Source organism: Actinomadura luzonensis, assembly GCF_022664455.2.
GTDB lineage: Bacteria > Actinomycetota > Actinomycetes > Streptosporangiales > Streptosporangiaceae > Nonomuraea > Nonomuraea luzonensis.
The window spans coordinates 5,630,875-5,652,422 of the sequence record NZ_JAKRKC020000001.1 but is presented as its reverse complement, the minus strand read 5'-3'; the positions used below and the strand labels follow the sequence as shown (position 1 = coordinate 5,652,422).

Below are 21,548 nucleotides of genomic sequence, written 5' to 3'. Positions count from 1 at the left end.
TAGTCTGTGACCGTGACGGAACCACTTGTGTCCAGGATGCGAGCCTTCGGTACCACCATCTTCGCGGAGATGAGCGCTCTCGCCGTGCAGACCGGATCGATCAACCTCGGCCAGGGGTTCCCCGACACCGACGGGCCGGCCGCCATGCTCGACCGGGCGATGCAGGCCATCACCTCCGGCGCCAACCAGTACCCGCCCGGCCCCGGCCTGCCCGAGCTGCGCCGCGCGGTCGCCGAGCACCGGGCCGACCACTACCGGCTCGACTACGACCCGTCCGGCGAGGTCCTGGTCACGGTGGGCGCCACCGAGGCGATCGCGGCGAGCGTGCTGGCGCTGTGCGAGCCCGGCGACGAGGTGGTCGTGTTCGAGCCGTTCTACGACTCCTACGCCGCCTCCGTCGCGCTCGCCCAGGCGCGGCTGGTGGCGGTCACCCTGCGGCCGGTCGCGGGCCGCTTCACCTTCGACCCCGGCGAGCTGCGCGCCGCCGTCACGCCGCGTACCAGGGCGATCCTGGTCAACTCGCCGCACAACCCGACCGGGACCGTGTTCACCCGCGAGGAGCTGGAGGTCATCGCCGGGCTGTGCCGCGAGCGCGACCTGATCGCGATCACCGACGAGGTGTACGAGCACCTGACCTTCGACGGCGTCGCGCACGTGCCGCTGGCCACGCTGCCCGGCATGCGCGAGCGCACGGTGATGATCTCGTCGGCGGGCAAGACGTTCTCGGTGACCGGCTGGAAGACCGGCTGGGTGTGCGCGCCCGCGCCGCTGGTCACGGCGGTGCAGACGGTCAAGCAGTTCCTCACCTTCACCGCGAGCGCGCCGTGGCAGCTCGCGGTGGCCTACGGGCTGCGGCACGAGCTGGAGTGGGTCTCCGCGCTGCGCGCCGGGCTGCAGGACAAACGCGACCGGCTGATGGAGGGGCTGACGGCGGCCGGGTTCGAGGTGCTGCGGCCGGCCGGCACGTACTTCGTGCAGACCGACATCCGGCCGCTCGGCTTCACCGACGGGCTGGAGCTGACGCGGCGGCTGCCCGAGCTGGCCGGGGTGGTCGCCATCCCGACGCAGGTCTTCTACGAGCATCAGGAACGCGGGCGGCACTACGTCAGGTTCGCCTTCTGCAAGAAGGACGAGGTGATCGACGAGGCGGTGGCGCGGCTCAAGCGCCTGTCGGCCTGAGCCCGTCGAAGACCACCCGCAGCGTGCGGGTGCGCAGGCCCGCGTCCCAGTTGTTGTGCTGCGCGGCCAGGGACGTGGCGCTGAGCAGCGCCAGCAGCTCGGGCATGCCGACGTCGGCGCGCACCGCGCCGGCGTCCTGGGCGCGCCGCAGCAACGCCTCGATCGCGCCGCGGATGTCCGGCATGCCGGCCTTGGGGTCGATGCCGGCCTCCCGCAGCGCGTCGATGAGGACCTTCTTGACGGTCGAGTCCTCGACGATCCGGGTGAAGAAGGCGAAGAACGCCTCCCCGGCGTCGGACGCTCCCGTCAGCTCGGCGGCCCGCTCGGCCAGGCGCCGCTGGCGGTCGAGCACGATGGCCTGGTAGAGCGCCTCCTTGGTGGGGAACTGGCGGTAGATCGTCCCCACGCCGACGCCGGCCACCTCGGCGATCTCCCGCATCGACGCGGCCAGGCCGTCCCTCGCCAGCACCTGCTCGGCGGCCTCCAGCACGCGGGCGCGGTTGCGCTGGGCGTCGGCGCGCATCATCCGTTCCTCCCGTTGACAAGCGGAACCGGTGTTCCGTATGGTCCAAGCGGAACACGCATTCCGCCTCTAGGGGATTGTCTCATGCAGCAGCTCAACCTGGGCCGCTCCGGCCTACGCGTCACCCGGGCCTGCCTCGGCACCATGAACTTCGGCACCGCCCACGGCCTGGCCGCCTGCGACGAGAGCGAGGCCAGGAGCATCATCCACGCCTTCCTCGACGCCGGCGGCACCTTCGTCGACACCGCCGACCTCTACCACCGCGGCGAGACCGAGGAGATCGTCGGCCGCGCGATCAAGGGCCGGCGCGAGGAGGTGGTGCTGGCCACCAAGGGCGCCATGCCCACCGGCGCCGAGGGCCGCGGCCTGTCGCGCCGCCACCTCACCCGCGCCCTCGACGCCAGCCTGCGCCGCCTCGGCACCGACCACGTCGACGTCTACCAGTGCCACCAGTGGGACCCGCGCACGCCGATCGAGGAGACCATGGCCACGCTGGACGGCTTCGTGCGCGCCGGCAAGGTCCGCTACCTCGGCTGCTCCAACTTCAGCGCCGCCCAGATCGTCGAGTCCCAGTGGGCCGCGGCCCGGGCGGGCGGCACCCCGTTCGTCGCCCTGCAGCCGCAGTACTCGCTCATCCAGCGGGCCGCCGAGGCCGAGATCCTGCCCGCCTGCGAACGCCACGGCCTCGGCGTCATCGCCTACGGCACGCTCGGCGGCGGCGTCCTGACCGGCCGCTACCGCGCCGGCGAGGCCCCGGGCCGGGACACCCGCATGGGCCGCCTGCTCGGCAGCGACCTGCCCGGCGCCCGGCACTGGGCCGAGTCCCTGCTCACCCGGCGCAACCTGGAGATCGCCGAGGAGGTGGCCGCGGTCGCCGCCGCCGTGGGGGCCGCGCCGGCCGACGTGGCGCTGTCCTGGGCGGCCTCCCGGCCCGGGGTGACCTCGGCCCTGATCGGGCCGCGGTCGGTGGAGCAGCTGCGGCAGAACCTGGCGGCGTTCGAGCTGGACCTGCCGGAGGAGGCGCGGGCCCGGCTGGAGGAGGTCTCCCGTGTGGACACCGCCCCGGCGGACGGCTCGTTCTTCCACCTCACCCCCGGGCGCTGACCCGGCGCCCGTCAGCCGGTCGTGCCGTCCAGCGGGGTCAGGGTGGCGGTGGCCTCCTCGTGCTCCATGCCGGTGGCCTGGAGCAGGTCCACCACGACGGAGCGGAGCTGCGCGATGATCACGTGCGCGGAGAACCCCAGGTGCTCGGGCCGCTCCCTGGCCGCCACCGCGAGCAGCGCCTGCCTGGCCAGCGTCGGCTCCCGTCCCGCGCCCAGTTCGAGCTGCAGCAGCAGCGCGGCCTCCGACACCTCGCGCATGGCCTCGGCGAGCGTGGCCGGGGGCGGGCTCGCCTCGCCGAGCGAGGCGAGCGTGCGCCGGCACAGCACGCGGACGTTGCGCATCGCCAGGTCCACCGGCACGGCGGCGGTCTCGTAGCGGGCCAGGCGGGCCCGCCGGTGCCAGTGCAGCGGCGAGATCGTGGTGATCTCCTTGCTGGTCTCCAGCGCCTTCTCGAACTCCTCCACCGCCGCCTGCGTGCCGCGCGCCTCCTCCAGCGCCTCGGCGGCCAGGTCCACGTCCCGCTTCTCGATGGCCTCGGCGGCGCGCTCCAGTGCGGTGGACAGCGCGTCCAGCACCCCGGACAGGTGCTTGGCCGCGATGGTGAACGGGCTCGCGGGCATCAGCGCGACCGCCGCGATGCCGATGACGCCGCCGGTCAGGGCGTCGGCCATGCGGTCCAGGCCGCCCGCGCCCGCCGTCGGGACGAGCGTGGCCACCAGCACCGCCGACGACCCGGCCTGCGCCACGAACAGCCCCCCGCCGTCCAGCAGCACCGCGATCGCCATCGCCAGCGCCACCACCAGCGCGATCTGCCACGGCCCCGACCCGATCGCGGACACCAGCAGGTCGCCCACCCCGACCCCGAGGCTGACCCCGACGACCAGCTCCACCACCCGGCGCAGCCGCTGCCCGAGGCCCACGCCCACGCAGATCAGCACGGAGATGGGGGCGAAGAACGGCCGCGGGTGGCCGAGCAGCTCCATCGCCACGATCCAGGCCAGCGCCGCGCCGACCGCGCACTGCGCGATGGAGGGGGCGGTGAGGGCGAACGTGCCCAGACGTTCCCTGACGTGATCGCTGAGCCTCGTGCGCACCTTTCCACCTTGACGGATCTTTGTGACGTTGGGGTCACATTCGCCCCTTCTACCCCATTCTCCGTCAGCCTTGCAGGAAGGCGTCCACCGCGCGCAGGAACGCCGCCCGCTCGGTGGCGTGGACCAGATGCCCGGCCTCGATCGTCACCAGCTCGGCCCCCGGGATCATGGCCGCCAGCGCCGCCGCGTCGAACGGCGAGGCCGCGCCGCCCGACACCACCAGCGTCGGCGCGGCGATCCTGGCCAGGTCCGCCTGCCAGGCCGGGTCGGGGTCGCGGATCTGGCGCTCGGTGTCGTGCATCATCCGCCGGTCGAAGCCGGTGGAGCCGTCCTCGACGAGAGGCGGCCGGTCCGCGATCGGCAACGGCGGCGGCACGTCCTCCAGCACGAGCCGCGCCACCAGCTCGGGACGGCTCACGGCGAGCCGGTAGGCCACCATGCCGCCGAGCGAGTGCCCGACCACCGTCGCCGGCCCGCCCCCTCCGGTCCGGACGATCAGCCCGGCCACGTCCTCGGCCATGGCGGGCACCGGGTACGCCCCCGGCCGGTCGCTGCCCCCGTGCCCGCGCAGGTCGGGCACGAGCACCCGGTGGCGGGCGGCGAAGTGCTGGGTGATGCCGTTCCAGTCGTTGTGGTCGGCCGTGCGGCCGTGGATCAGCACCATCAGGGGAGCGTTCGGGTCCCCTTCCTCCCGGTACACGAGCTTGATCCCGTTGACGTGTGCTTCGCGAATCACGTTGGTCAGCGTACGGCGCGCCTTGACATGGCCGGCGGCCTTCATGGGCACACATTGCCCATGAACCCCGCCGGCCGGCTCGGCTAGCGTCGCTCGCGAGGGGCGGGAACAGAAAGGGTGGTCGCATGCCGGAACCCATCGAGGTCCGCAAGGTGCCGATCGAGAGCGTGACCGACGCCTCCGGGCTGTCGCGCCTCATCGCCGACGGCGTGATCGAGGCCGAACGGGTGCTCGCCGTCGTCGGCAAGACCGAGGGCAACGGCGGCGTCAACGACTACACGCGCATCCTGGCCGACCGCGCCTTCCGCGAGGTGCTGGCCCGGCACGGGCACCCGGCGCCCGACAACGTCCCGCTGGTGTGGTCCGGCGGCACCGACGGCATCCTGAGCCCGCACGCCACGATCTTCGCCACCACCCCGGCCGAGCGCGCCCCCGCCACCGACGAGCCCCGGCTGTCGGTCGGCGTCGCCATGAGCGAGGTCATCCTGCCCGAGGACATCGGCCGCCCCGCCATGGTGGAGAAGGTCGCCGCCGGGGTGCGCGAGGCCATGAAGATCGCCGGCATCGACGACCCTCGCGACGTGCACTACGTCCAGACCAAGACGCCCCTGCTCACCCTCGCCACCATCACCGAGGCCAGGAGCCGCGGCAAGGACACCGCCATCGAGGAGACCGGCCCCTCCATGGACCTGTCCAACTCCACGACCGCCCTCGGCATCGCCGTGGCGCTCGGCGAGATCGACATGCCGCGCGCCGACCAGATCCACAAGGACCTGTCGCTGTACTCGTCGGTGGCCTCCTGCTCCTCCGGGGTCGAGCTGGACCGGGCGCAGATCGTCCTGGTGGGCAACGTGCGCGGCATCGGCGGGCGCTACCGCATCGGCCACAGCGTCATGCGGGACGCCCTGGACGCCGACGGCATCTGGGCCGCCATCCGCGACTCCGGCCTGCCGCTGCCCGACCGCCCCCACCCGGACGACCTCGGCGGGCGGCTGGTCAACGTCTTCATGAAGTGCGAGGCCGACCCGTCCGGACGGGTGCGCGGCCGGCGCAACATCATGCTGGACGACTCCGACGTGCACTGGCACCGCCAGATCAAGGCGGCGGTGGGCGGTGTGGCGGCGTCGGTGACGGGCGACCCCGCGGTGTTCGTCTCGGTGGCCGCCGTCCACCAGGGCCCCTCGGGCGGCGGCCCGGTCGCCGCCATCGCCGACCTGGGCGAGGGATAGGAAGAACCGGCCTCCGCGCCACTGCCCGGCCTTTCTCTACCTATGTAGAGTAGGGTCATGACAGGCGACGCGCCCCGCATGACCGCGCCGACGCAGGCCGTCCTGCGCGTCCTGCTCCAGGCCCCCGCTCAGCAGCGGTACGGGCTGGAGCTGTGCGAGCTGGCCGGGCTGCCCGGCGGCACCGTCTACCCCATCCTGGCCCGGCTGGAGCGGCTCGGCTGGGTCGAGAGCCGCTGGGAGGACCCCTCCGCCCACGAGCGGGCCGGCCGCCCCCGCCGCCGCTACTACCGCATCACCCCGGACGGCGCCGAGCGGGCCCGTGACGCCGTCGCCCGCGCCTACCGCTCCCGCCGCCTGGCGGTCCCGGCGTGGCTGCCCGGCCACGGAGGAGCGTCATGAGCCGCGACCCGCTCCGTCCCCTGCTGCAGGCCGCCGGTGACCGCCTCGACGCCGAGGGGCTGCGGAAGGTGCGGCGCGCCTACGCGGTGGCCGCCCACTGGCACCGGGACCAGCGCCGCCACAGCGGCGACCCCTACATCACCCACCCGGTCGCCGTCGCCGTGATCCTCGCCGAGCAGGGGGCGGACCACGAGACGCTGTGCGCGGCGCTGCTGCACGACCTGCTGGACGGCACGGCCTGCCCCGAGGCGGAGCTCAGACGCGAGTTCGGCGACCGGACCGTGACGCTGGTGCTCGGCTTGACGGAGCTGGGGCGGCGGAGCGGGCCGCCCGCGCCGGGCGAGTTCGACGACCGCGTGCTGCTGCTCAAGCTGGCCGACCGCCTGCACAACATGCGGACCCTGCGCTGGCTGCCCGAGGTGAGACGCCGCGCCAAGGCGCGCGAGACGCTGGAGTCGTTCGTGCCGGTCGCCGAGCGGCTCGGCTGGGAGCGCGCCGGCCGGGAGCTCCAGCGGCTGGCCGCCGCCCACCTGCCGGGGCGGATGTCGTTCGCGGTCCTCCGCACGGGCGCGGTGCTGCTGCCCCGCCGGGCCCGCGGCCGCTGGCTGGAGGAGTGGCTCGGCGAGCTGCACGCACTCCCCGGCCGCCGGGCGCGCGCCCGCTTCGCCCTCGGCCTGCTCGCGGGGATGCCGCGCATGGCGGCGGCCCTGCGGCACCGGGACGTGCCCGGAGGCCCGCGGCGGGTGCGGGCGCCGCGGGGCAGGGGCGGGGGCGGGGACCGGCGCGGGTAGTCTCAAGGGTTGTGCCGAGCATTCCGCAGCCCCTCGACCCCCACGACGACGGCGGCGTCGCGCCCGGCGTGGCCGCCGCGCTCGCCGCCTACAGGGACGGCACGGCCGACGCCACCGCCGTGCTGAACGCCCTCAGCCGCGCCCGGCTCCTGGTGCCCGTGGTGGCGATGCTGACCGAGTCCGAGGTCGGCGCGCACGGGCTGCGGCAGGAGAAGGAGAGCGAGATGGCCCTGCCCAAGCTCGTCGGGCAGGACGGCAGGCACGCGGTCCCGGCGTTCACCGGCACCGAGGCGCTGGCCAGGTGGCGGCCCGACGCCCGGCCGATCCAGAGCACCACGCTCCAGGTGTGCCGGGCGGCCGCGCAGGAGGGCGCGGCGGCCGTCGTGGTGGACGTGGCCGGGCCGGTGCCGTTCGTCATCGAGGGGGCGGTGCTGGAGGCGCTGGCGGCGGTCGAGTCCGGTACGGCCGCGCAGCTCGGACGGGCGACCGTGGCCCGGGTCGAGCCGGCCCGCAGACGCCGCTGGTTCTCCCGCCGCTGACCGGCGGTGGGCCCGCGGCGGGGCCCTCCCGCCGCTGACCCGCGGCTGGGGTCCTCCCGCCGCCCGCACGGGTCCGGCGGGGCCGGCCTCCGGCGAACGGACCGCCCGGCGGCGCGCGGCCCACTAGGGTCGGCTCGTGGTCGCACTCATGGCGCTGGCCGGGCTGGTCTGCGGACACCGCATCAGGGCGCTGGCCGACGTCTACGAACGCGCCCTCACCCCCGGCCACCCGCCCGCCTTCGTCCGCACGCCGCCCTGGCCGCCCGCCGTCGAGCTGGCCGCCGCCGCCGTGACCGCGCTGACCGCCTGGCGCATGGGGCTGCCGTACGTGCCGTTCGCGGTGATCGGCGTGGCGCTCGCCGTCGTCGACTGGCGCACCACGATCCTGCCGGACGCGATCACGCTGCCGGCGTACCCGATCACCGCCCTCGCGCTCTGGCCGACGGGCGAGCTGCCGCGGGCGCTGGCCGGCGGGGCGGCGCTGGCGGCGCTCTACGGGCTGCTCTGGTTCGCCCGGCCGGAGGCGATGGGGCTCGGCGACGTCAAGCTGGCCGGGCTCATCGGCCTGGCCGCGGCGTCGGCCGGCTGGCAGCAGTGGGTGGTGGCCGCGTTCGCCGGGCAGGTGCTCGGCGCACTGCACGGACTGGCGCTGCTGGCCACCGGGCGCGGCACCCGGCACACCCAGTTCCCGTTCGGGCCGTTCATGCTGATGGGCGCGTTCGCCGTGCTGTGTCTTACAGGGTGAGCGTGGGACATCCCACTCGGCGGTACGTGGAAGACTTGTACGCATGTTGCGCTGGTTGACCGCCGGAGAGTCCCACGGGCCCGAACTCGTCGCCGTCATGGAGGGCCTGCCGGCCGGGGTCGAGGTGACCACGGCCGCCATCGACGAGGCGCTGCGCCGCCGCCGGCTCGGCTACGGCCGCGGCGCGCGGATGAAGTTCGAGGAGGACAAGGTCACGATCGTGGGCGGCGTCCGCCACGGCCGCACCATGGGGGGCCCGGTCGCCATCCGCATCGGCAACACCGAGTGGCCCAAGTGGGAGAAGATCATGTCGGCCGACCCGGTCGACCCGGCCGAGCTGGAGGGCCTGGCGCGCAACGCCCCCCGCTCCCGCCCGCGCCCCGGCCACGCCGACCTGGCCGGCATGCAGAAGTACGGCTTCGACGACGCCCGCCCGGTGCTCGACCGGGCCTCCGCCCGCGAGACCGCGGCCCGCGTCGCGCTCGGCGAGGTCGCCCGCCGCTTCCTCAAGCAGGCGCTCGGCGTCGACCTGCTCAGCCACGTCACGAGCATCGGCGGCGCCGCCACCCCGTCCGCGACGCTGCCCGGCCCCGGCGACCTCGCGCGCATCGACGCCGACCCCGTGCGCTGCCACGACCCCGAGGGCAGCGCCGCCATGGTCGCGGTCATCGACCAGGCGCACAAGGACGGCGACACGCTCGGCGGCGTCGTCGAGGTGCTCGCCTACGGCCTGCCGCCCGGCCTCGGCAGCTTCACCCACTGGGACCGTCGCCTCGACTCCCGCCTGGCGGGCGCGCTCATGGGCATCCAGGCGATCAAGGGCGTGGCGGTCGGCGACGGCTTCGAGACCGCCAGGCGGCCCGGCTCCCGCGCCCACGACGAGATCGAGTACACCACCCAGGACGGCGTCCGCCGCGTCACCAACCGCGCGGGCGGCGTCGAGGGCGGCATGACCAACGGCGAGATCCTGCGCGTCAGCGCCGCGATGAAGCCCATCTCCACCGTCCCGAGGGCGCTGGCCACCATCGACGTCAAGACCGGCGAGGCGGCCAAGGCCCACCACGAGCGCTCCGACGTCTGCGCCGTCCCGGCGGCCGGCGTCGTGGCCGAGGCCATGGTCGCGCTGGTGCTCGCCGACGCGGCCCTGGAGAAGTTCGGCGGCGACTCCGTCGAGGAGGTCGCGCGCAACCTGTCCGGCTACCTCTCTTCCATGGTGATCAAATGACGGCCAAGGCTGTGCTGATAGGCCCACCCGGCTCCGGCAAGACCACGCTCGGGCTGCTGCTGGCCGAGCGGCTCGGCGTCGCGTTCCGCGACACCGACGCCGACGTCGAGGCGGTGGCGGGCAAGCCCGTCTCCGACATCTTCGTCGAGGACGGCGAGGAGCGCTTCCGCGAGCTGGAGCACGAGGCGGTGCGCCGCGCCCTGGCCGAGCACGACGGCGTGCTGTCGCTCGGCGGCGGCGCCGTGCTGCACGCCGAGACGCAGGCCCTGCTGGCCGGCCAGCACGTCGTCTACCTGCAGGTGGGGCTGGCCGACGCGGTCCAGCGGGTCGGGCTCGCCTCGGCCCGGCCGCTGCTGGTGCTCAACCCGCGCAGCCGGCTGAAGAAGCTGATGGAGGAGCGGCGGCCCGTCTACGAGCGGCTGGCCGCCGTCACCGTGGTCACCGACGGGCGCGAGCCGCGCGAGCTGGCCGACGAGATCGTGAAGGGGCTGCCGGCATGAGCGGGGCCACCAGGATCACCGTGCGCGGCGACGACCCGTACGACGTCGTGGTCGGCACCGGCGTGCTGGCCGAGCTGCCCACGCTGTTCAGGCCCGGCGTCCGCACCGTCGCCGTCATCCACCCGCAGGGCCTGCCCGAGCTGGCCAGGCCGGTGTGCGAGGCGATCGCCGCGGCCGGGCACGAGGTCGCCGCCCTGCCGGTGCCCGACGGCGAGCGGGCCAAGACCGCCGAGGTCGCCGCCGGCCTGTGGTCGGCGCTCGGCCGCCACGGCGTGACCCGCTCCGACGCCGTCGTCGGCGTCGGCGGCGGCGCGACCACCGACCTCGCCGGCTTCGTGGCCGGCACGTGGCTGCGCGGCGTGCAGGTCGTGCTCGTGCCCACCACGCTGCTGGCCATGGTCGACGCCGCGGTCGGCGGCAAGAACGGCATCGACACGCCCGAGGGCAAGAACCTCGTCGGCACGTTCCTGCCGCCCGCGGGCGTGTTGTGCGAGCTGTCCACGCTCGACGGCGTGCCCCGCGACGACTACCGCGCCGGCCTCGCCGAGGTGATCAAGGGCGGCTTCATCGCCGACCCCGAGATCCTGCGGCTGGTCGAGGCCGACCCCGAGGGCGCCGTCCGGCCCGACGGCCCGCACACCCGCGAGCTCATCGAGCGCAAGATCCGCGTCAAGGCCGACGTCGTGGGCGCCGACCTGCGCGAGGCGGGCCTGCGCGAGATCCTCAACTACGGTCACACGCTGGCCCACGCCATCGAGCGCGACCGGCACTACGAGATCCGTCACGGCGAGGCCGTCGCCATCGGCATGGTCTACGCCGCCGAGCTGTCCCGCCTGGCCGGGCGGGCCGACCTCGTCGCGCGCACCCGGCGGATCCTGACCGCCGTCGGGCTGCCCGTCTCCTACCGGGCCGACGCCTGGCCGCGGCTGCGCGACCACATGCGGCTGGACAAGAAGAACCGCGGCGCCAAGCAGCGGTTCGTGGTCCTCGACGACCTCGCCAGGCCCGGGCGGCTCGAAGACCCGGCGGAAGAGCTGCTCGAAGCGGCGTACAAGGAGATCTCGGCATGATCCTCGTGCTCAACGGGCCCAACCTGGGCCGGCTCGGCACCCGCGAGCCCGACGTCTACGGCTCGGAGACGTTCGAGGACGTCGCCGCGCTCTGCCGCGACACCGGCAGGAAGCTGGGCGAGCACGTCGAGGTCCGCCAGACCGACGACGAGGCCGAGCTGGTCCACTGGCTGCACGAGGCCGCCGACGGCCGCATCCCGGTGGTGCTCAACCCGGCCGCGTTCACCCACTACTCCTACGCGCTGCGCGACGCCATCGCCCAGCGCCGGGCCCCGCTCGTCGAGGTCCACCTCACCAACCCCGCGGCCAGGGAAGAGTTCCGGCACACCTCCGTCGTCGCCGGGGTGGCGACGGGCACCATCGCCGGCTTCGGACTACAGTCGTACGTCCTTGCGCTGCACGCTATCGCGGAGATGAACACCACCTCATGAGGCACTACAAGTCCTTCGTCGCCCTGGGCGACAGCTTCACCGAAGGACTGAACGACCCGGGCCCCGACGGCCACTACCGTGGCTGGGCCGACCGGGTCGCCGAGCGGCTGGCCGCCGACGACCCCTCCTTCCGCTACGCCAACCTGGCGGTGCGCGGCAAGCTGCTCGACCAGATCATCGCCGAGCAGGTGCCGGTGGCCGTCGAGATGGCGCCCGACCTGGTCAGCTTCTGCGCCGGCGGCAACGACCTGCTCAGGCCGGGCAGCGACCCCGACGTGATGGCCAAGAAGCTCGCCGGCGCCGTCCGCGACCTGCGCGCGGGCGGGGCGGACGTGCTGCTGTTCACCGGGGTCGACCCGCGCGACACGCCGCTCATGCGCCGCCTGCGCGGCCGCTTCGCCGTCTTCTACCTGCACCTGCGCTCCATCGCCGACCTGTACGGGTGCCGGCTCGTGGACCAGTGGTCGATGCAGGGGCTGCGCGACTGGCGGGCGTGGAGCCCCGACCGGCTGCACATGAACGAGGACGGGCACCGGCTCGTCGCCGCGCGGGTGCTGGACGTGCTCGGGGTGCCGTTCGACGACTGGCGCAAGGACTGGCCGGCGCAGCGCGCGGACCCGCGGGCGCGGCGGCGCGAGGACGCGCAGTGGATCAGGGAGCACCTGGTGCCGTGGGTGTCGCGCCGCCTGCGCGGCGTCTCCTCGGGCGACGGCCTCACGCCGAAGCGTCCCGACCTCACGCCCTGGATCTGACCCGGTCACCCCGCGCCGGAGACCCCGGCGCCTGCCCGCGGGTCAGGCGTCCGTCGGCTCGGCCGCGAGGCGCTTGAGCGCGGCCCGGGGGACGGCCGGGTCGGTGGTGCGCCAGAACGGCGGCAGCGAGCCCAGCAGGAAGCCCGAGTAGCGGGCCGTCGCGAGGCGCGGGTCGAGCACGGCGATCACGCCCTTGTCGTGCTGCGAGCGCAGCAGCCGCCCCGCCCCCTGGGCGAGCAGCAGCGCCGCGTGGTTGGCGGCGACCGCCATGAAGCCGTTGCCGCCCCGCGCCGCCACGTGCCGCTGCCGGGCGGAGGTGAGCGGGTCGTCGGGGCGCGGGAACGGCACCCGGTCGATGATGACGAGCCGCAGCGACGGCCCCGGCACGTCCACGCCCTGCCACAGCGACAGGGTGCCGAACAGGCAGGTGGGCTCGTCCTCGGCGAACTGCTTGACCAGCAGCATCGTCGAGTCGTCGCCCTGGCACAGCAGCGGCACGTCGAGGCGGTCGCGCAGCGCCTCCGTCGCGGCCTTGGCGGCGCGCATCGAGGAGAACAGGCCGAGCGTGCGGCCACCGGCCGCCTCGATCAGCTCGGCGATCTCGTCGAGGTACTGCTGCGGCAGGCCGTCGCGGCCCGGCTGGGGCAGGTGCTTGGCGACGTACAGGATGCCGGCCCTCGGGTGGTCGAAGGGGGAGCCGACGTCGATGCCCTGCCACTCGCCGGACCCGCCGAGCCCCCACTGCGCCGCGAGCCCGTCGAACGTGCCGCCCAGGGCGAGCGTGGCGGAGGTGAGGACCACCGTGCGCTCGCCGAACAGCTTGTCGCGCAGCATGCCGCTGACGGTGAGCGGGGCGACGCGCAGCGCGGGCGGACGGCGGTCGGTGCCGGCGTCGAGCCAGACGACCTCGGCCCGGTCGGCCTCGGAGGCGTGCCCGTACGCCTCCAGCATGCGCACCGCCGTGTCGTGCACCTCGTCGAGGGCGGTGAACGCGGCCTTGCGCTGGCCCGCCTTGTCGGGGTCGTCCTTGTCGGCGTTGCGCGGCCCGAGGGCCGTGACGCAGCGCCAGGCGGTGTCGCGGATGAGCTGCAGGGTCAGCGCGAGCACCTGCGGCAGGTCGTCGACGCGGCCGGGCGGGGCGGCGGCGAGCAGCGCCTTCAGGTCTTCGCCCGCCTCCTGGAGCTGGTCGGCGACCGACTGCTCGATGAGGCGGCCGACCCGCCGCACGGCCAGCGACACGGTCAGCTCCGACAGCTCGCCGGTGACCACCGAGGTGACCCGGTCGACCAGCTCGTGGGCCTCGTCGACGACCACGACCTTGTGCTCGGGCAGCACCGGCAGGTCGCCCATGGCGTCGATGGCGAGCAGCGCGTGGTTGGTGACCACGACGTCGACCTCGCCGGCCCGCTGCCTGGCCAACTCGGCGAAGCACTCGGCGCCGCTGGGGCAGCGGTTGGCGCCCAGGCACTCCTGGGCGCTGACGGAGAACTGCCGCCACGCCTGCTCGCTCACGCCCGGCACCAGCTCGTCGCGGTCGCCGGTCTCGGTCTCCTCGGCCCACTCCTGGATGCGCTGCACCATGCGGCCGGTGGCGCTGACCTCGCGCGGGTCGAAGAGCTGGTCCTGCTCGTCGTCCTCGGGCCAGCCGGCCGTCGCCTTGTAGCGGCACAGGTAGTTGCGGCGGCCCTTCAGGATGGCGAACGTCGGCTCGTGCGGCAGCTCCTTGCCCAGCGCCTCGGCGAGCCTCGGCAGGTCGCGGTCGACGAGCTGGCGCTGCAGCGCGATCGTGGCGGTGGAGACGACCACGGGCTTGTCGCTGTCCATGGCGTGGCGGATCGAGGGGACCAGGTAGGCCAGCGACTTGCCGGTGCCCGTGCCGGCCTGGACCGCCAGGTGCTCGTCGGCGTCGATGGCCTGCTGCACGGCCCGGACCATGGTGACCTGGCCCGGCCGTTCGCTCCCTCCGACGGCGTTGACCGCGATGCTGAGCAGTTCGTCCACTGACGGGAGATGGGAGTCCGGCACGGCACTAAACGCTACCCGCATTTGCCGGGTCGCCGTGCCGAACCGGGGCCGGACGCGGGCCGAACGGGGTGTGACCGGCCAGACGCATCCCGGCATTCCCGAACGCTTTCGGCGGCACGCGTGGCACACTGGGCGATCGGGACCCCAACTGGTCGGACACGATCTCCAGTGGTTGACTCAGGGGCCTATGGTGTGTATGGGAAGGCCGATTCTGTAGGGTTTTCCGGGGTCGAGTGGACGAATAAAGGCTGGTTAAAGCAGTATGTCTGCCATGTCGGAAGTTGTCCCGTTGCCGTCGTTCGGCGAAGTCTTCTTCGATGCACGAGGTCAGGAGCGGTGCCTCCGGGTCACGTGGCACGAGGGCACCTTGGTGCTCAGCCTGTGGCGTGGGGAGATGTGCACAGCGAGCTTCCGCATGCCGATGGAGGACGTCGGCCGCCTGCTCGACACCCTCGACGAGGGGTTCGCGGAGGCCACGGGCGAGCAGCCCGCCGTCCCCGCGCACGACCCGGGCATCGAGATCATGCCCGGCACCGGGCAGTACCAGCGCCCGCAGCCCCTCCACCAGCAGCCGCCGGCCCAGCCGCTCGACGAGCGGCCCACGGCGGCCCTGTCCCCGAACGACGTCCTCGTGGCCCGGGGCCCCGCACCGCAGGACAAACTGGTCGCCGGGTTCGGCGAGACCACGGCCCCGAGGGAGCCGAGCCCCGCCTACGGCGAGCGGACGCCCTTCACCGGCCCCCAGTACGTCGACAGCACCGGCCCCCAGCCCCGCTACACCGGCGACCCGTTCAGCGGTCCCCAGTACACCGGCGACCCGGTCAGCGGCCCCCAGCACTACGCGGGCGACCCGTTCAGCGGCCCGCAGTACACGCCCGAGCCCGCGCAGCCGTACCAGCCGCCGCAGCCCGACCGCTTCACCGGCCCCCAGTACGTCGACCACCAGTACGCCGACCACCAGTACGCCGACGAGCCCGTCTACCAGATGCCCGGCGCCGACCAGCGCCGCCAGTCGCCGCTCGCCACCGATCCGCTCGGCTTCCCCTCCCAGGCCGCCGACCGGTACGCCGCCCCGCCCGCGCCGGCCTACCCGGCGGACGCGTACCCGTCCGACCCCTACCGCCGCCAGGACTCCTACGCGCCGCAGCAGCCGTCCCAGCCGCCTCAGCCGCAGGGCCAGGCCGCCGACGGCGGCGGGGCGGGCCTCGGCACGCCCATGCACGGCATCCCGGGCGCCGGCCGCCGCCGCACCGCACCCCAGCAGGCCGCGCCCGCCGACTACCGTGACGACTACCGGGACGACTACCGGGACGACTATCGGGGCGACCACCGCGACGACTACGGCGCCTACCAGCAGCCCGCGTCCCAGCCCCAGTCGTCCCAGCCCCAGCAGCCGCCCAACCCGGTCGACCCGCTGCTCGCGCTCGGCCGCCAGGAGCAGTACCCGCCGCAGCAGCCCGACCAGGGCATGTCCCGCCCGTACGTCGGGGACCCCATGTTCTCCACGGGCGAGCGCCTGCGTCCCGAGCAGCCCGACTACCACGAGCGGAGCGACCGCAGGGAGTGGTGACGGCCGGCCCGCCTCGGCGGGCCGGGTACGCTCCTCTCGGCGAGTTGATCGGGCGGCGGCCGGCCGGGTGACCGGCGGCTCGCCGGGCCGAGTCGGGGAGGAGCGCCGGTGAGTCCCATCCTGGGCCTGCAGCTGCTGCTGGTGGCGGGCGGCGCGATCGCGGTCGCCGCCGTGGCCAGACGCAAGGGCTGGCCCGCGCCGCTGCTGCTGGTCGCGGCCGGGCTGCTGGTGTCGCCGCTGGTGCCCGCGGTGCCGCTCGACCCCGAGCTGGTCCTGTACGTGTTCCTGCCGCCGCTGCTCTACTCCGCCGCGCTCGACAGCTCCTACCTGCGCCTGCGCGACGTCAAGCGGGCCGTGGCGCTGCTGTCGATCGGGCTGGTGCTGTTCACCGCGGTCGTGGTCGGGTTCGTCGTGCACCTGATGCTGCCGGCGCTGCCGATGCCGCTGGCGTTCGCGCTGGGCGCCATCATCGCGCCGCCCGACGCGGTGGCCGCCGTCGCGGTCGGCCGGCGGCTCGGGCTGCCGCGCCAGGCGCTGACCATCCTCATCGGCGAGAGCCTGTTCAACGACGCCACCGCGCTGACGCTCTACCGGGTGGCGATCGGCGCGCTCACCGGCGGCACCATCGACCTGATGCACAGCGGGTGGCAGTTCCTGACGGCGACGGCCGGCGGCGTGGCGATCGGGCTGGCGCTCGCGGTCGCGTTCGCGTGGTTGTTCACGCTGACCCGCGACTCGCTGGTCGAGAACACGCTCATGCTGCTCATCCCGTTCGCCGCCTACCTCGCGGCCGAGACCGTGCACGCCTCCGGCGTGATCGCGGTGGTCATCGTCGGCCTCTACCTCGGCTACCGCATGCACCTGCGCGGGTTCGGCACCCGGCTGGTGTCCGACGCGGTGTGGAAGGTCACCGACTTCTTCCTGGAGACGATCGTGTTCGCGCTGATCGGGCTCCAGCTCGTCACCGTGATCCGCGGCATCTCCGGCTACAGCGCCTGGCAGGTGGCCGGCTACGCCGCCGCGGTGCTGGGCGTGACCATTCTCACTCGGTTCGTGTGGGTGTTCACCGCCACGTCCGTCATCAAGCTCCTCAGCCGCCGGGGCTCGCGCGCGCCCACCCGGCAGCAGAGCGTCATCCTGGGATGGGCGGGCATGCGCGGCGTCGTGTCGCTGGCGGCGGCCTTCGCCCTCCCGCCCGGCGTGCCGCCGCGCGACCGGGCCATGCTGCTGTTCCTGACGTTCACCACCGTGATCGGCACGCTGCTCGTCCAGGGCACCACGTTCCCCGCGCTGATCCGGCGGCTGGGGGTCTCCAGCGACCAGGAGCAGTACGAGGACCGCCTGGCCGAGGCGGCCGCCCAGCAGGCGGCGCTGGAAGCCGGCCTCGCCGAGCTGGAGCGGCTGGTGGCCGAGCAGGACAACGAGCCCGACGAGATCCAGAAACAGGTCATCGACCAGCTCAGGGAGAAGTCGTGGCGGCGCTCGCTCAGCGCCTGGGAGCGGCTCGGCGGCGGCACCGGGCAGGGCGGCGCCGAGACGCCGAGCAACCTCTACCGGCGCCTGCGGCGCGAGATGCTCCAGGCCGAGCGGCAGGTCTTCGTGCGCCTGCGCGACGAGCGGCGGCTGGACGACGAGGTGCTGCGCGAGGTGATGGCCCAGCTCGACTTCGAGGAGGCCATCCTCGAACGCTGACCCGGCCCCTCCCTCTCGTCACCCCATCTGGTTGTCCACGTAGCACCACCGCCAGTCCTCGCCCCGCTCGTACGACTGGACCACCGGGTGGGAGGTCGAGTGGTAGTGGGCGGTGGCGTGCTTGCTGGGCGAGGAGTCGCAGCAGCCGATGTGGCCGCACTCCAGGCAACGCCGCAGGTGCACCCAGCGGCCGCCCGTCGCCAGGCACTCCTCACAACCCTCGGGGGTGCGCGCCGCCGGGTCTTCAGCCTTGGAAAGATGCTCGCACATAGCCATATGAATCATCCTAATACCCGGGGGCGGGGCTCTCGGCAGGGTGTTTCGCCTGCTCACCGAGCCGGTGGCCGCCCCCTCGCGGACCGGTCCCCCGGGGCGGGGGCGCGGCCCGAGGGCGACCGGGCTCAAGAGCCGAGGCCGGGGGGACGGGGGACGGGCCGATGTCGGGCACGGCCCGGGGACGCCGGTCGGGCGCAGTCGTGGGAAGAGGGCCGGTCGTCGTCGGGCTGAGGGGCTGTCATGGTCGGCCCGGGCCCCGCGGTCGGTTCGGGTCCTGCGGTCGGTTCGGGTCCTGCGGTCGGTTCGGGTCCTGCGGTCGGTTCGGGTCCTGCGGGCGGCTCGGGCCTTGCGGGCGGCTCGGGCGTCACGCCTGGTCCTGGGGCGTCCGGCAGGGGGCGTCCGACAGGGGGCGTCCGGGCAGTGGACGGTCGGGCAGTGGACGGTCGGTTCGGGCCGTCCGCTGCCCGGATCGGTGCGTCTAGCGTCCGTCCGGAGCGCCCTCGGAGCCCGTGGTGCCGGCGGTGTCCGGGCCCGGGTCAGGGGTGTCGTCCAGTCCTGTGGGCCGGCCGTTGTCGCCTGGCTCGGGGTCCGGTCGCGGGGTCTGGGAGTCGGTGGGGGTGGGGCGGCAGTGGGTGGTGCAGCCGCCGAAGCGGGACGGGTCGATCGGGGTGAAGGACGACGCCGGCACGCCCTTCAGCGCCCCGATCATCGTGTCCTTCCAGATGGGCCCCGGCAGGCTGGCCCCCGCCACGACCCCGTAGTACCGCCCGCCGATCGTCACCCCGACCAGCTTGTGCCGTTGCGACCCCCGAGGGTCGCCGATGCTGACGGCCGCCGCCAGGTCCGGGGTGAACCCGGCGAACCAGGCGGTCGCGTAGTCGTCGGTGGTGCCGGTCTTGCCGGCCGCGTCCCGGCCGATGCCGCCGACGTCGCGCATGGTGCCCCGGGTGAACACGCCGGACAGCACGTCCGCCGTGGCGTCCGCGACGGCCGGTTCGAGGGCCTGGCGGCACTTGGGGCGGTACCGGGTGGTGTCGCCGTCGCGGTCGGTGATGCGGGTGATCGCCATCGGCGCGCAGTAGGAGCCGCGCGCCGCGATCGCCGCGTAGGCGGCGGCCACGGTGACCGGGTCCATCTCGTTGATGCCGAGCGTGAACGTCTCGTACTCCCGCAGCTTGCGGCCGTCGGCCCGCCTGATGCCGAGCGACTTGGCCGTGGTCACGGTCTCGCAGAGGCCGACCCGCCGCTCCAGCTCCATGAAGAACGTGTTGACCGACCCCCACGTCCCCGTCCGGAGGGTCTTCCATCCGGGGGAGCCCTCGTCGTTGGTGACCGTGTGGGTGGGGTCGCCGATGTTCTCGCCCGCGCAGTTCTTGAACGTCGAGTAGCCCGGCGCCCGGTAGCCCGCGCTCACCGTGAACCCGTCGTCCACCTTCATGCCCTGCTTGAAAGCGCTGATCAGGGTGAACGTCTTGAACGTGGACCCCGCCTGGAAGCCGATGCCGCCACCGTGCGCGGCGTCCGCGACCAGGTTGTAGGAGATCTCGCCGCGCTCCTCGCCGTTGCCGTACGGGCGGCTGGCCGCCATCGCCTGGATCGCGCCGGTGCCCGGCCGGACCAGGGCCTCGGCGGCGACCGGGTGGTCGGAGGCGTGGACGTACCTGCGGATCGCGCGGTCGGCGGCGGCCTGCCTGGCGGGGTCCAGGGTGGTCCTGATCGTCAGGCCGCCGCGGTTGAGGGTGGCCAGGCGTTCCTTCGCGGTGCGGCCGAAGTCCGGGTTGCCGAGGATCTCGTGCCGGACATAGAGGCAGAAGTAGGGGTACTTGCTGGATTCGCAGCCGCCGGGCAGCTTCGTGCCCTTGTAGCCGAGCTTGGCCTTCTTGGCCTGGCCGGCCGCCGCCTGGGTGATCTTCCCCAGCTCGGCCATCCGGTCGAGCACCACGTCGCGGCGGTGCAGCAGCCGCTGACGGTGCTCCTTGCCCAGGTTGGGGTCGGTGGCGTTCGGGTCCTGGACGGCGCCGGCCAGCGTCGCGGCCTGCGGCAGGGTCAGCTCGGCCGCCGGGACGCCGAAGAAGCGCCGGGCCGCCGCCTCCACCCCGTACGCGCCTGCCCCGAAGTAGGCGATGTTCAGATATTTCTCCAGGATCTGGTCCTTGGTGTACTTCTCCTCCACGCCCATGGCGTAGCGCAGCTCGTTCAGCTTGCGCGCGTAGCTGGCCTCCAGGGCGGCGTCGCGCTCCTCGTCGGTGCCGGCGGAGTTCAGCAGCACCTGCTTGACGTACTGCTGGGTGATGCTCGAACCGCCCTGCGCGACCTCGCCGGCCCGCAGGTTCGTGGCGAGCGCGCGCAGCGTGCCCTCGAGGTCGATCGCGCCGTGCTGGTAGAAGCGGTAGTCCTCGATGGCCACGATCGCGGTCTTCATGACCTCCGCGATGTCGTCGAAGCCGACCACCTCGCGGTACTCCTCGTAGAAGCGGGCGATCTCGCCGCCCTCGGCGTCCTGCACGATCGTGACCTCGGCCGGCGGCGGCTCCACCAGGTCGACCGGTTTGAGGTCCACCTCACCGGCCGCCGCGACCAGCCCGAACCCGGCGCCCCCGACGGCCGGGACCGCGATCCCGGCCACGAGCACGCCCGCCGCCGCCCCCGCGGCGGCGAGCCGCACGATCTTCGTCCCCCGGCGTGCCATCAGAGCTTGCCGAGCCCGCGGGCCAGGACGGTGGCGGTCTTCGCGATCACCGTGTTGTCCACGGACGGGGTCGAGCGGGTGGTGTAGACGGCCAGGACGACGGGCGCCGCGCCCTTGGCCGGCCACACGACGGCGATGTCGTTGGCGCCGCCGATCTCGGGGTTGGTGCCGGTCTTGTCGCCGATCGTCCAGGTCTTGGGCAGGCCGGCGCGGATGCGCTCGTCGCCCGTCCGCGTGGCCAGCAGCCAGGCGGTGAGCCGTTCGCGGTCCTTGGCCGTCAGCGCGTCGCCGGCGGTGACCCGGCGCAGGTCGCGGGAGATGGCGGCGGGCGTGGTGGTGTCGCGCCGGTCCTTCGCCGTCCAGTCGTTGAGCTCGGTCTCCCAGCGGTCCAGGCGGGAGACCGGATCCTTCAGCGAGCGGAAGTAGCGGGTGAGGCCGGCCGGTCCGCCGATCTGCTTCAGGATCATGTTGCCCGCGGTGTTGTCGCTGAGCGTGATGGCCGCCTCGCAGAGCTGGGCGACGGTCAGGCCGTCCGCGACGTGCTTCTCGGTCGTCGGCGAGTTGGCCACCAGGTCGTCCTCGGTCCACTTGACGACCTTGTCCATGAGGCCGGGCTCGGCTGTGCGGGCCTTGTGCAGCGCGGCGGCGCAGGCCATCGCCTTGAACGTGGACAGCAGCGGGAACCGCTCGCCCGCCCGGTAGCCGACCGTCCGGCCGGTGCCGGTGTCGATCGCGTACGCGCCGATCCGCCCCTTGTAGGCCGCCTCCAGCGCGCGGAGCTCCTTCGTCACCAGAGCCTGGCCGGCGGGCACGGCGGCGGGCGCAGCGGCGGGCACGGCGGCGGGCACGGCGGTGACCGTCGTCGTGGCGGCCGAGGCCGTGCCCGTTCCCGTGCCCAGGGCGCCTCCAGCGAGGAGGCAGGCCGCCAGGGCGGTCGCGAGGTGGCGGGCGCGGTTGTGTCGCATGTGACCATTCCTTG

21 protein-coding genes are annotated in these 21,548 nt (G+C 74.0%); 14 read left to right on the top strand and 7 right to left on the bottom strand.

Going from position 1 to position 21,548, the window contains the following annotated elements; genetic code table 11:
- The first annotated feature begins 12 nt into the window (after window positions 1–12).
- Window positions 13–1,179 carry a pyridoxal phosphate-dependent aminotransferase gene (locus tag MF672_RS26840; RefSeq protein WP_242375002.1) on the top strand — a complete coding sequence of 389 codons (1,167 nt, stop codon included), beginning with the start codon at window positions 13–15 and terminating at the stop codon, window positions 1,177–1,179.
- On the opposite strand, the gene MF672_RS26835 is transcribed toward MF672_RS26840, so the two are convergent.
- Window positions 1,160–1,705, bottom strand: a complete 546-nt coding sequence (locus MF672_RS26835) for a TetR/AcrR family transcriptional regulator (RefSeq protein ID WP_242375001.1) — start codon at window positions 1,703–1,705, stop codon at window positions 1,160–1,162. The two genes, MF672_RS26840 and MF672_RS26835, sit on opposite strands and share 20 nt — an antisense overlap.
- Before the next feature lie 81 nt (window positions 1,706–1,786).
- Between MF672_RS26835 and MF672_RS26830 the strand changes: the two genes are divergently transcribed.
- Complete coding sequence (locus MF672_RS26830; RefSeq protein ID WP_242375000.1) at window positions 1,787–2,806, top strand: aldo/keto reductase; 1,020 nt, start codon at window positions 1,787–1,789, stop codon at window positions 2,804–2,806.
- 11 nt (window positions 2,807–2,817) lie between these two features.
- Here MF672_RS26830 and MF672_RS26825 read toward each other — a convergent pair whose 3' ends face one another.
- Both MF672_RS26825 and MF672_RS26820 read right to left on the bottom strand, forming a co-directional pair.
- Window positions 2,818–3,900 (bottom strand): FUSC family protein, encoded by a 1,083-nt coding sequence (locus tag MF672_RS26825; protein WP_242374999.1) that lies wholly within the window; start codon window positions 3,898–3,900, stop codon window positions 2,818–2,820.
- A gap of 64 nt (window positions 3,901–3,964) precedes the next feature.
- The gene (locus tag MF672_RS26820) at window positions 3,965–4,636 is read right to left on the bottom strand and encodes an alpha/beta fold hydrolase (protein ID WP_242374998.1); all 672 of its coding nucleotides are present in this window, start codon (window positions 4,634–4,636) and stop codon (window positions 3,965–3,967) included.
- Between the two features lie 125 nt (window positions 4,637–4,761).
- On the opposite strand from MF672_RS26820, the gene bar reads away from it, so the two are divergent.
- The 10 genes from bar to MF672_RS26770 all read left to right on the top strand — a co-directional run bounded on the left by bar (window position 4,762) and on the right by MF672_RS26770 (window position 12,317).
- Window positions 4,762–5,865: a barbiturase gene (gene bar / locus MF672_RS26815; RefSeq protein WP_242374997.1), complete on the top strand. Its 1,104-nt coding sequence runs from the start codon at window positions 4,762–4,764 to the stop codon at window positions 5,863–5,865.
- A 57-nt stretch (window positions 5,866–5,922) separates the two neighbouring features.
- The gene (locus tag MF672_RS26810) at window positions 5,923–6,264 is read left to right on the top strand and encodes a PadR family transcriptional regulator (protein ID WP_242374996.1); all 342 of its coding nucleotides are present in this window, start codon (window positions 5,923–5,925) and stop codon (window positions 6,262–6,264) included.
- Window positions 6,261–7,055, top strand: a complete 795-nt coding sequence (locus MF672_RS26805) for an HD domain-containing protein (RefSeq protein WP_242374995.1) — start codon at window positions 6,261–6,263, stop codon at window positions 7,053–7,055. The genes MF672_RS26810 and MF672_RS26805 overlap by 4 nt, the downstream gene beginning before the upstream one ends.
- An 11-nt stretch (window positions 7,056–7,066) precedes the next feature.
- Complete coding sequence (locus MF672_RS26800; protein ID WP_242374994.1) at window positions 7,067–7,594, top strand: SseB family protein; 528 nt, start codon at window positions 7,067–7,069, stop codon at window positions 7,592–7,594.
- Between the two features lie 136 nt (window positions 7,595–7,730).
- Complete coding sequence (locus MF672_RS26795; RefSeq protein ID WP_242374993.1) at window positions 7,731–8,339, top strand: prepilin peptidase; 609 nt, start codon at window positions 7,731–7,733, stop codon at window positions 8,337–8,339.
- A gap of 43 nt (window positions 8,340–8,382) precedes the next feature.
- Window positions 8,383–9,564, top strand: a complete 1,182-nt coding sequence (gene aroC / locus MF672_RS26790) for a chorismate synthase (RefSeq protein ID WP_242374992.1) — start codon at window positions 8,383–8,385, stop codon at window positions 9,562–9,564.
- Complete coding sequence (locus MF672_RS26785) at window positions 9,561–10,064, top strand: shikimate kinase (RefSeq protein ID WP_242374991.1); 504 nt, start codon at window positions 9,561–9,563, stop codon at window positions 10,062–10,064. The genes aroC and MF672_RS26785 overlap by 4 nt, the downstream gene beginning before the upstream one ends.
- Window positions 10,061–11,134, top strand: a complete 1,074-nt coding sequence (gene aroB, locus MF672_RS26780) for a 3-dehydroquinate synthase (RefSeq protein WP_242374990.1) — start codon at window positions 10,061–10,063, stop codon at window positions 11,132–11,134. Before MF672_RS26785 ends, aroB begins: the two co-directional genes overlap by 4 nt.
- Window positions 11,131–11,565, top strand: coding sequence for a type II 3-dehydroquinate dehydratase (gene aroQ / locus MF672_RS26775; RefSeq protein ID WP_242374989.1), 435 nt, complete (start codon window positions 11,131–11,133; stop codon window positions 11,563–11,565). The genes aroB and aroQ overlap by 4 nt, the downstream gene beginning before the upstream one ends.
- A complete protein-coding gene (locus MF672_RS26770; RefSeq protein WP_242374988.1) occupies window positions 11,562–12,317 on the top strand; it encodes an SGNH/GDSL hydrolase family protein in 756 nt (251 codons plus the stop codon). Before aroQ ends, MF672_RS26770 begins: the two co-directional genes overlap by 4 nt.
- A gap of 42 nt (window positions 12,318–12,359) precedes the next feature.
- Here the strand turns inward: MF672_RS26770 and MF672_RS26765 are convergent, their stop codons facing one another.
- Entirely contained in the window at window positions 12,360–14,363 is a 2,004-nt protein-coding gene (locus tag MF672_RS26765) for an ATP-dependent DNA helicase (protein ID WP_242374987.1), read from the bottom strand.
- Window positions 14,364–14,736: 373 nt separating this feature from the next.
- Between MF672_RS26765 and MF672_RS26760 the strand changes: the two genes are divergently transcribed.
- Window positions 14,737–15,912, top strand: a complete 1,176-nt coding sequence (locus tag MF672_RS26760; protein ID WP_242374986.1) for a hypothetical protein — start codon at window positions 14,737–14,739, stop codon at window positions 15,910–15,912.
- Between the two features lie 108 nt (window positions 15,913–16,020).
- A complete protein-coding gene (locus tag MF672_RS26755; protein ID WP_242374985.1) occupies window positions 16,021–17,604 on the top strand; it encodes a Na+/H+ antiporter in 1,584 nt (527 codons plus the stop codon).
- A gap of 18 nt (window positions 17,605–17,622) precedes the next feature.
- Here MF672_RS26755 and MF672_RS26750 read toward each other — a convergent pair whose 3' ends face one another.
- From MF672_RS26750 to bla, 3 genes are all read right to left on the bottom strand, one after another.
- Entirely contained in the window at window positions 17,623–17,880 is a 258-nt protein-coding gene (locus tag MF672_RS26750; RefSeq protein WP_247815451.1) for a UBP-type zinc finger domain-containing protein, read from the bottom strand.
- A 478-nt stretch (window positions 17,881–18,358) separates the two neighbouring features.
- On the bottom strand, window positions 18,359–20,569 hold the full coding sequence (locus MF672_RS26745) for a transglycosylase domain-containing protein (RefSeq protein ID WP_242374983.1): 2,211 nt from the start codon (window positions 20,567–20,569) through the stop codon (window positions 18,359–18,361).
- Window positions 20,569–21,534, bottom strand: coding sequence for a class A beta-lactamase (gene bla / locus MF672_RS26740; protein ID WP_242374982.1), 966 nt, complete (start codon window positions 21,532–21,534; stop codon window positions 20,569–20,571). Before bla ends, MF672_RS26745 begins: the two co-directional genes overlap by 1 nt.
- Window positions 21,535–21,548 lie beyond the last annotated feature (14 nt).

Bases quoted from the DNA above. Each gene is read 5' to 3' on its own strand.
- MF672_RS26770 (WP_242374988.1), top strand. From the start codon at position 11,562: ATGAGGCACTACAAGTCCTTCGTCGCCCTGGGCGACAGCTTCACCGAA.
- MF672_RS26835 (WP_242375001.1), bottom strand. From the start codon at position 1,705: ATGATGCGCGCCGACGCCCAGCGCAACCGCGCCCGCGTGCTGGAGGCC.
- aroC (WP_242374992.1), top strand. From the start codon at position 8,383: ATGTTGCGCTGGTTGACCGCCGGAGAGTCCCACGGGCCCGAACTCGTC.
- MF672_RS26745 (WP_242374983.1), bottom strand. From the start codon at position 20,569: ATGGCACGCCGGGGGACGAAGATCGTGCGGCTCGCCGCCGCGGGGGCG.
- aroQ (WP_242374989.1), top strand. From the start codon at position 11,131: ATGATCCTCGTGCTCAACGGGCCCAACCTGGGCCGGCTCGGCACCCGC.
- bla (WP_242374982.1), bottom strand. From the start codon at position 21,534: ATGCGACACAACCGCGCCCGCCACCTCGCGACCGCCCTGGCGGCCTGC.
- bar (WP_242374997.1), top strand. From the start codon at position 4,762: ATGCCGGAACCCATCGAGGTCCGCAAGGTGCCGATCGAGAGCGTGACC.
- MF672_RS26785 (WP_242374991.1), top strand. From the start codon at position 9,561: ATGACGGCCAAGGCTGTGCTGATAGGCCCACCCGGCTCCGGCAAGACC.
- aroB (WP_242374990.1), top strand. From the start codon at position 10,061: ATGAGCGGGGCCACCAGGATCACCGTGCGCGGCGACGACCCGTACGAC.
- MF672_RS26750 (WP_247815451.1), bottom strand. From the start codon at position 17,880: ATGGCTATGTGCGAGCATCTTTCCAAGGCTGAAGACCCGGCGGCGCGC.
- MF672_RS26830 (WP_242375000.1), top strand. From the start codon at position 1,787: ATGCAGCAGCTCAACCTGGGCCGCTCCGGCCTACGCGTCACCCGGGCC.
- MF672_RS26765 (WP_242374987.1), bottom strand. From the start codon at position 14,363: ATGCGGGTAGCGTTTAGTGCCGTGCCGGACTCCCATCTCCCGTCAGTG.
- MF672_RS26805 (WP_242374995.1), top strand. From the start codon at position 6,261: ATGAGCCGCGACCCGCTCCGTCCCCTGCTGCAGGCCGCCGGTGACCGC.
- MF672_RS26810 (WP_242374996.1), top strand. From the start codon at position 5,923: ATGACAGGCGACGCGCCCCGCATGACCGCGCCGACGCAGGCCGTCCTG.
- MF672_RS26760 (WP_242374986.1), top strand. From the start codon at position 14,737: ATGTGCACAGCGAGCTTCCGCATGCCGATGGAGGACGTCGGCCGCCTG.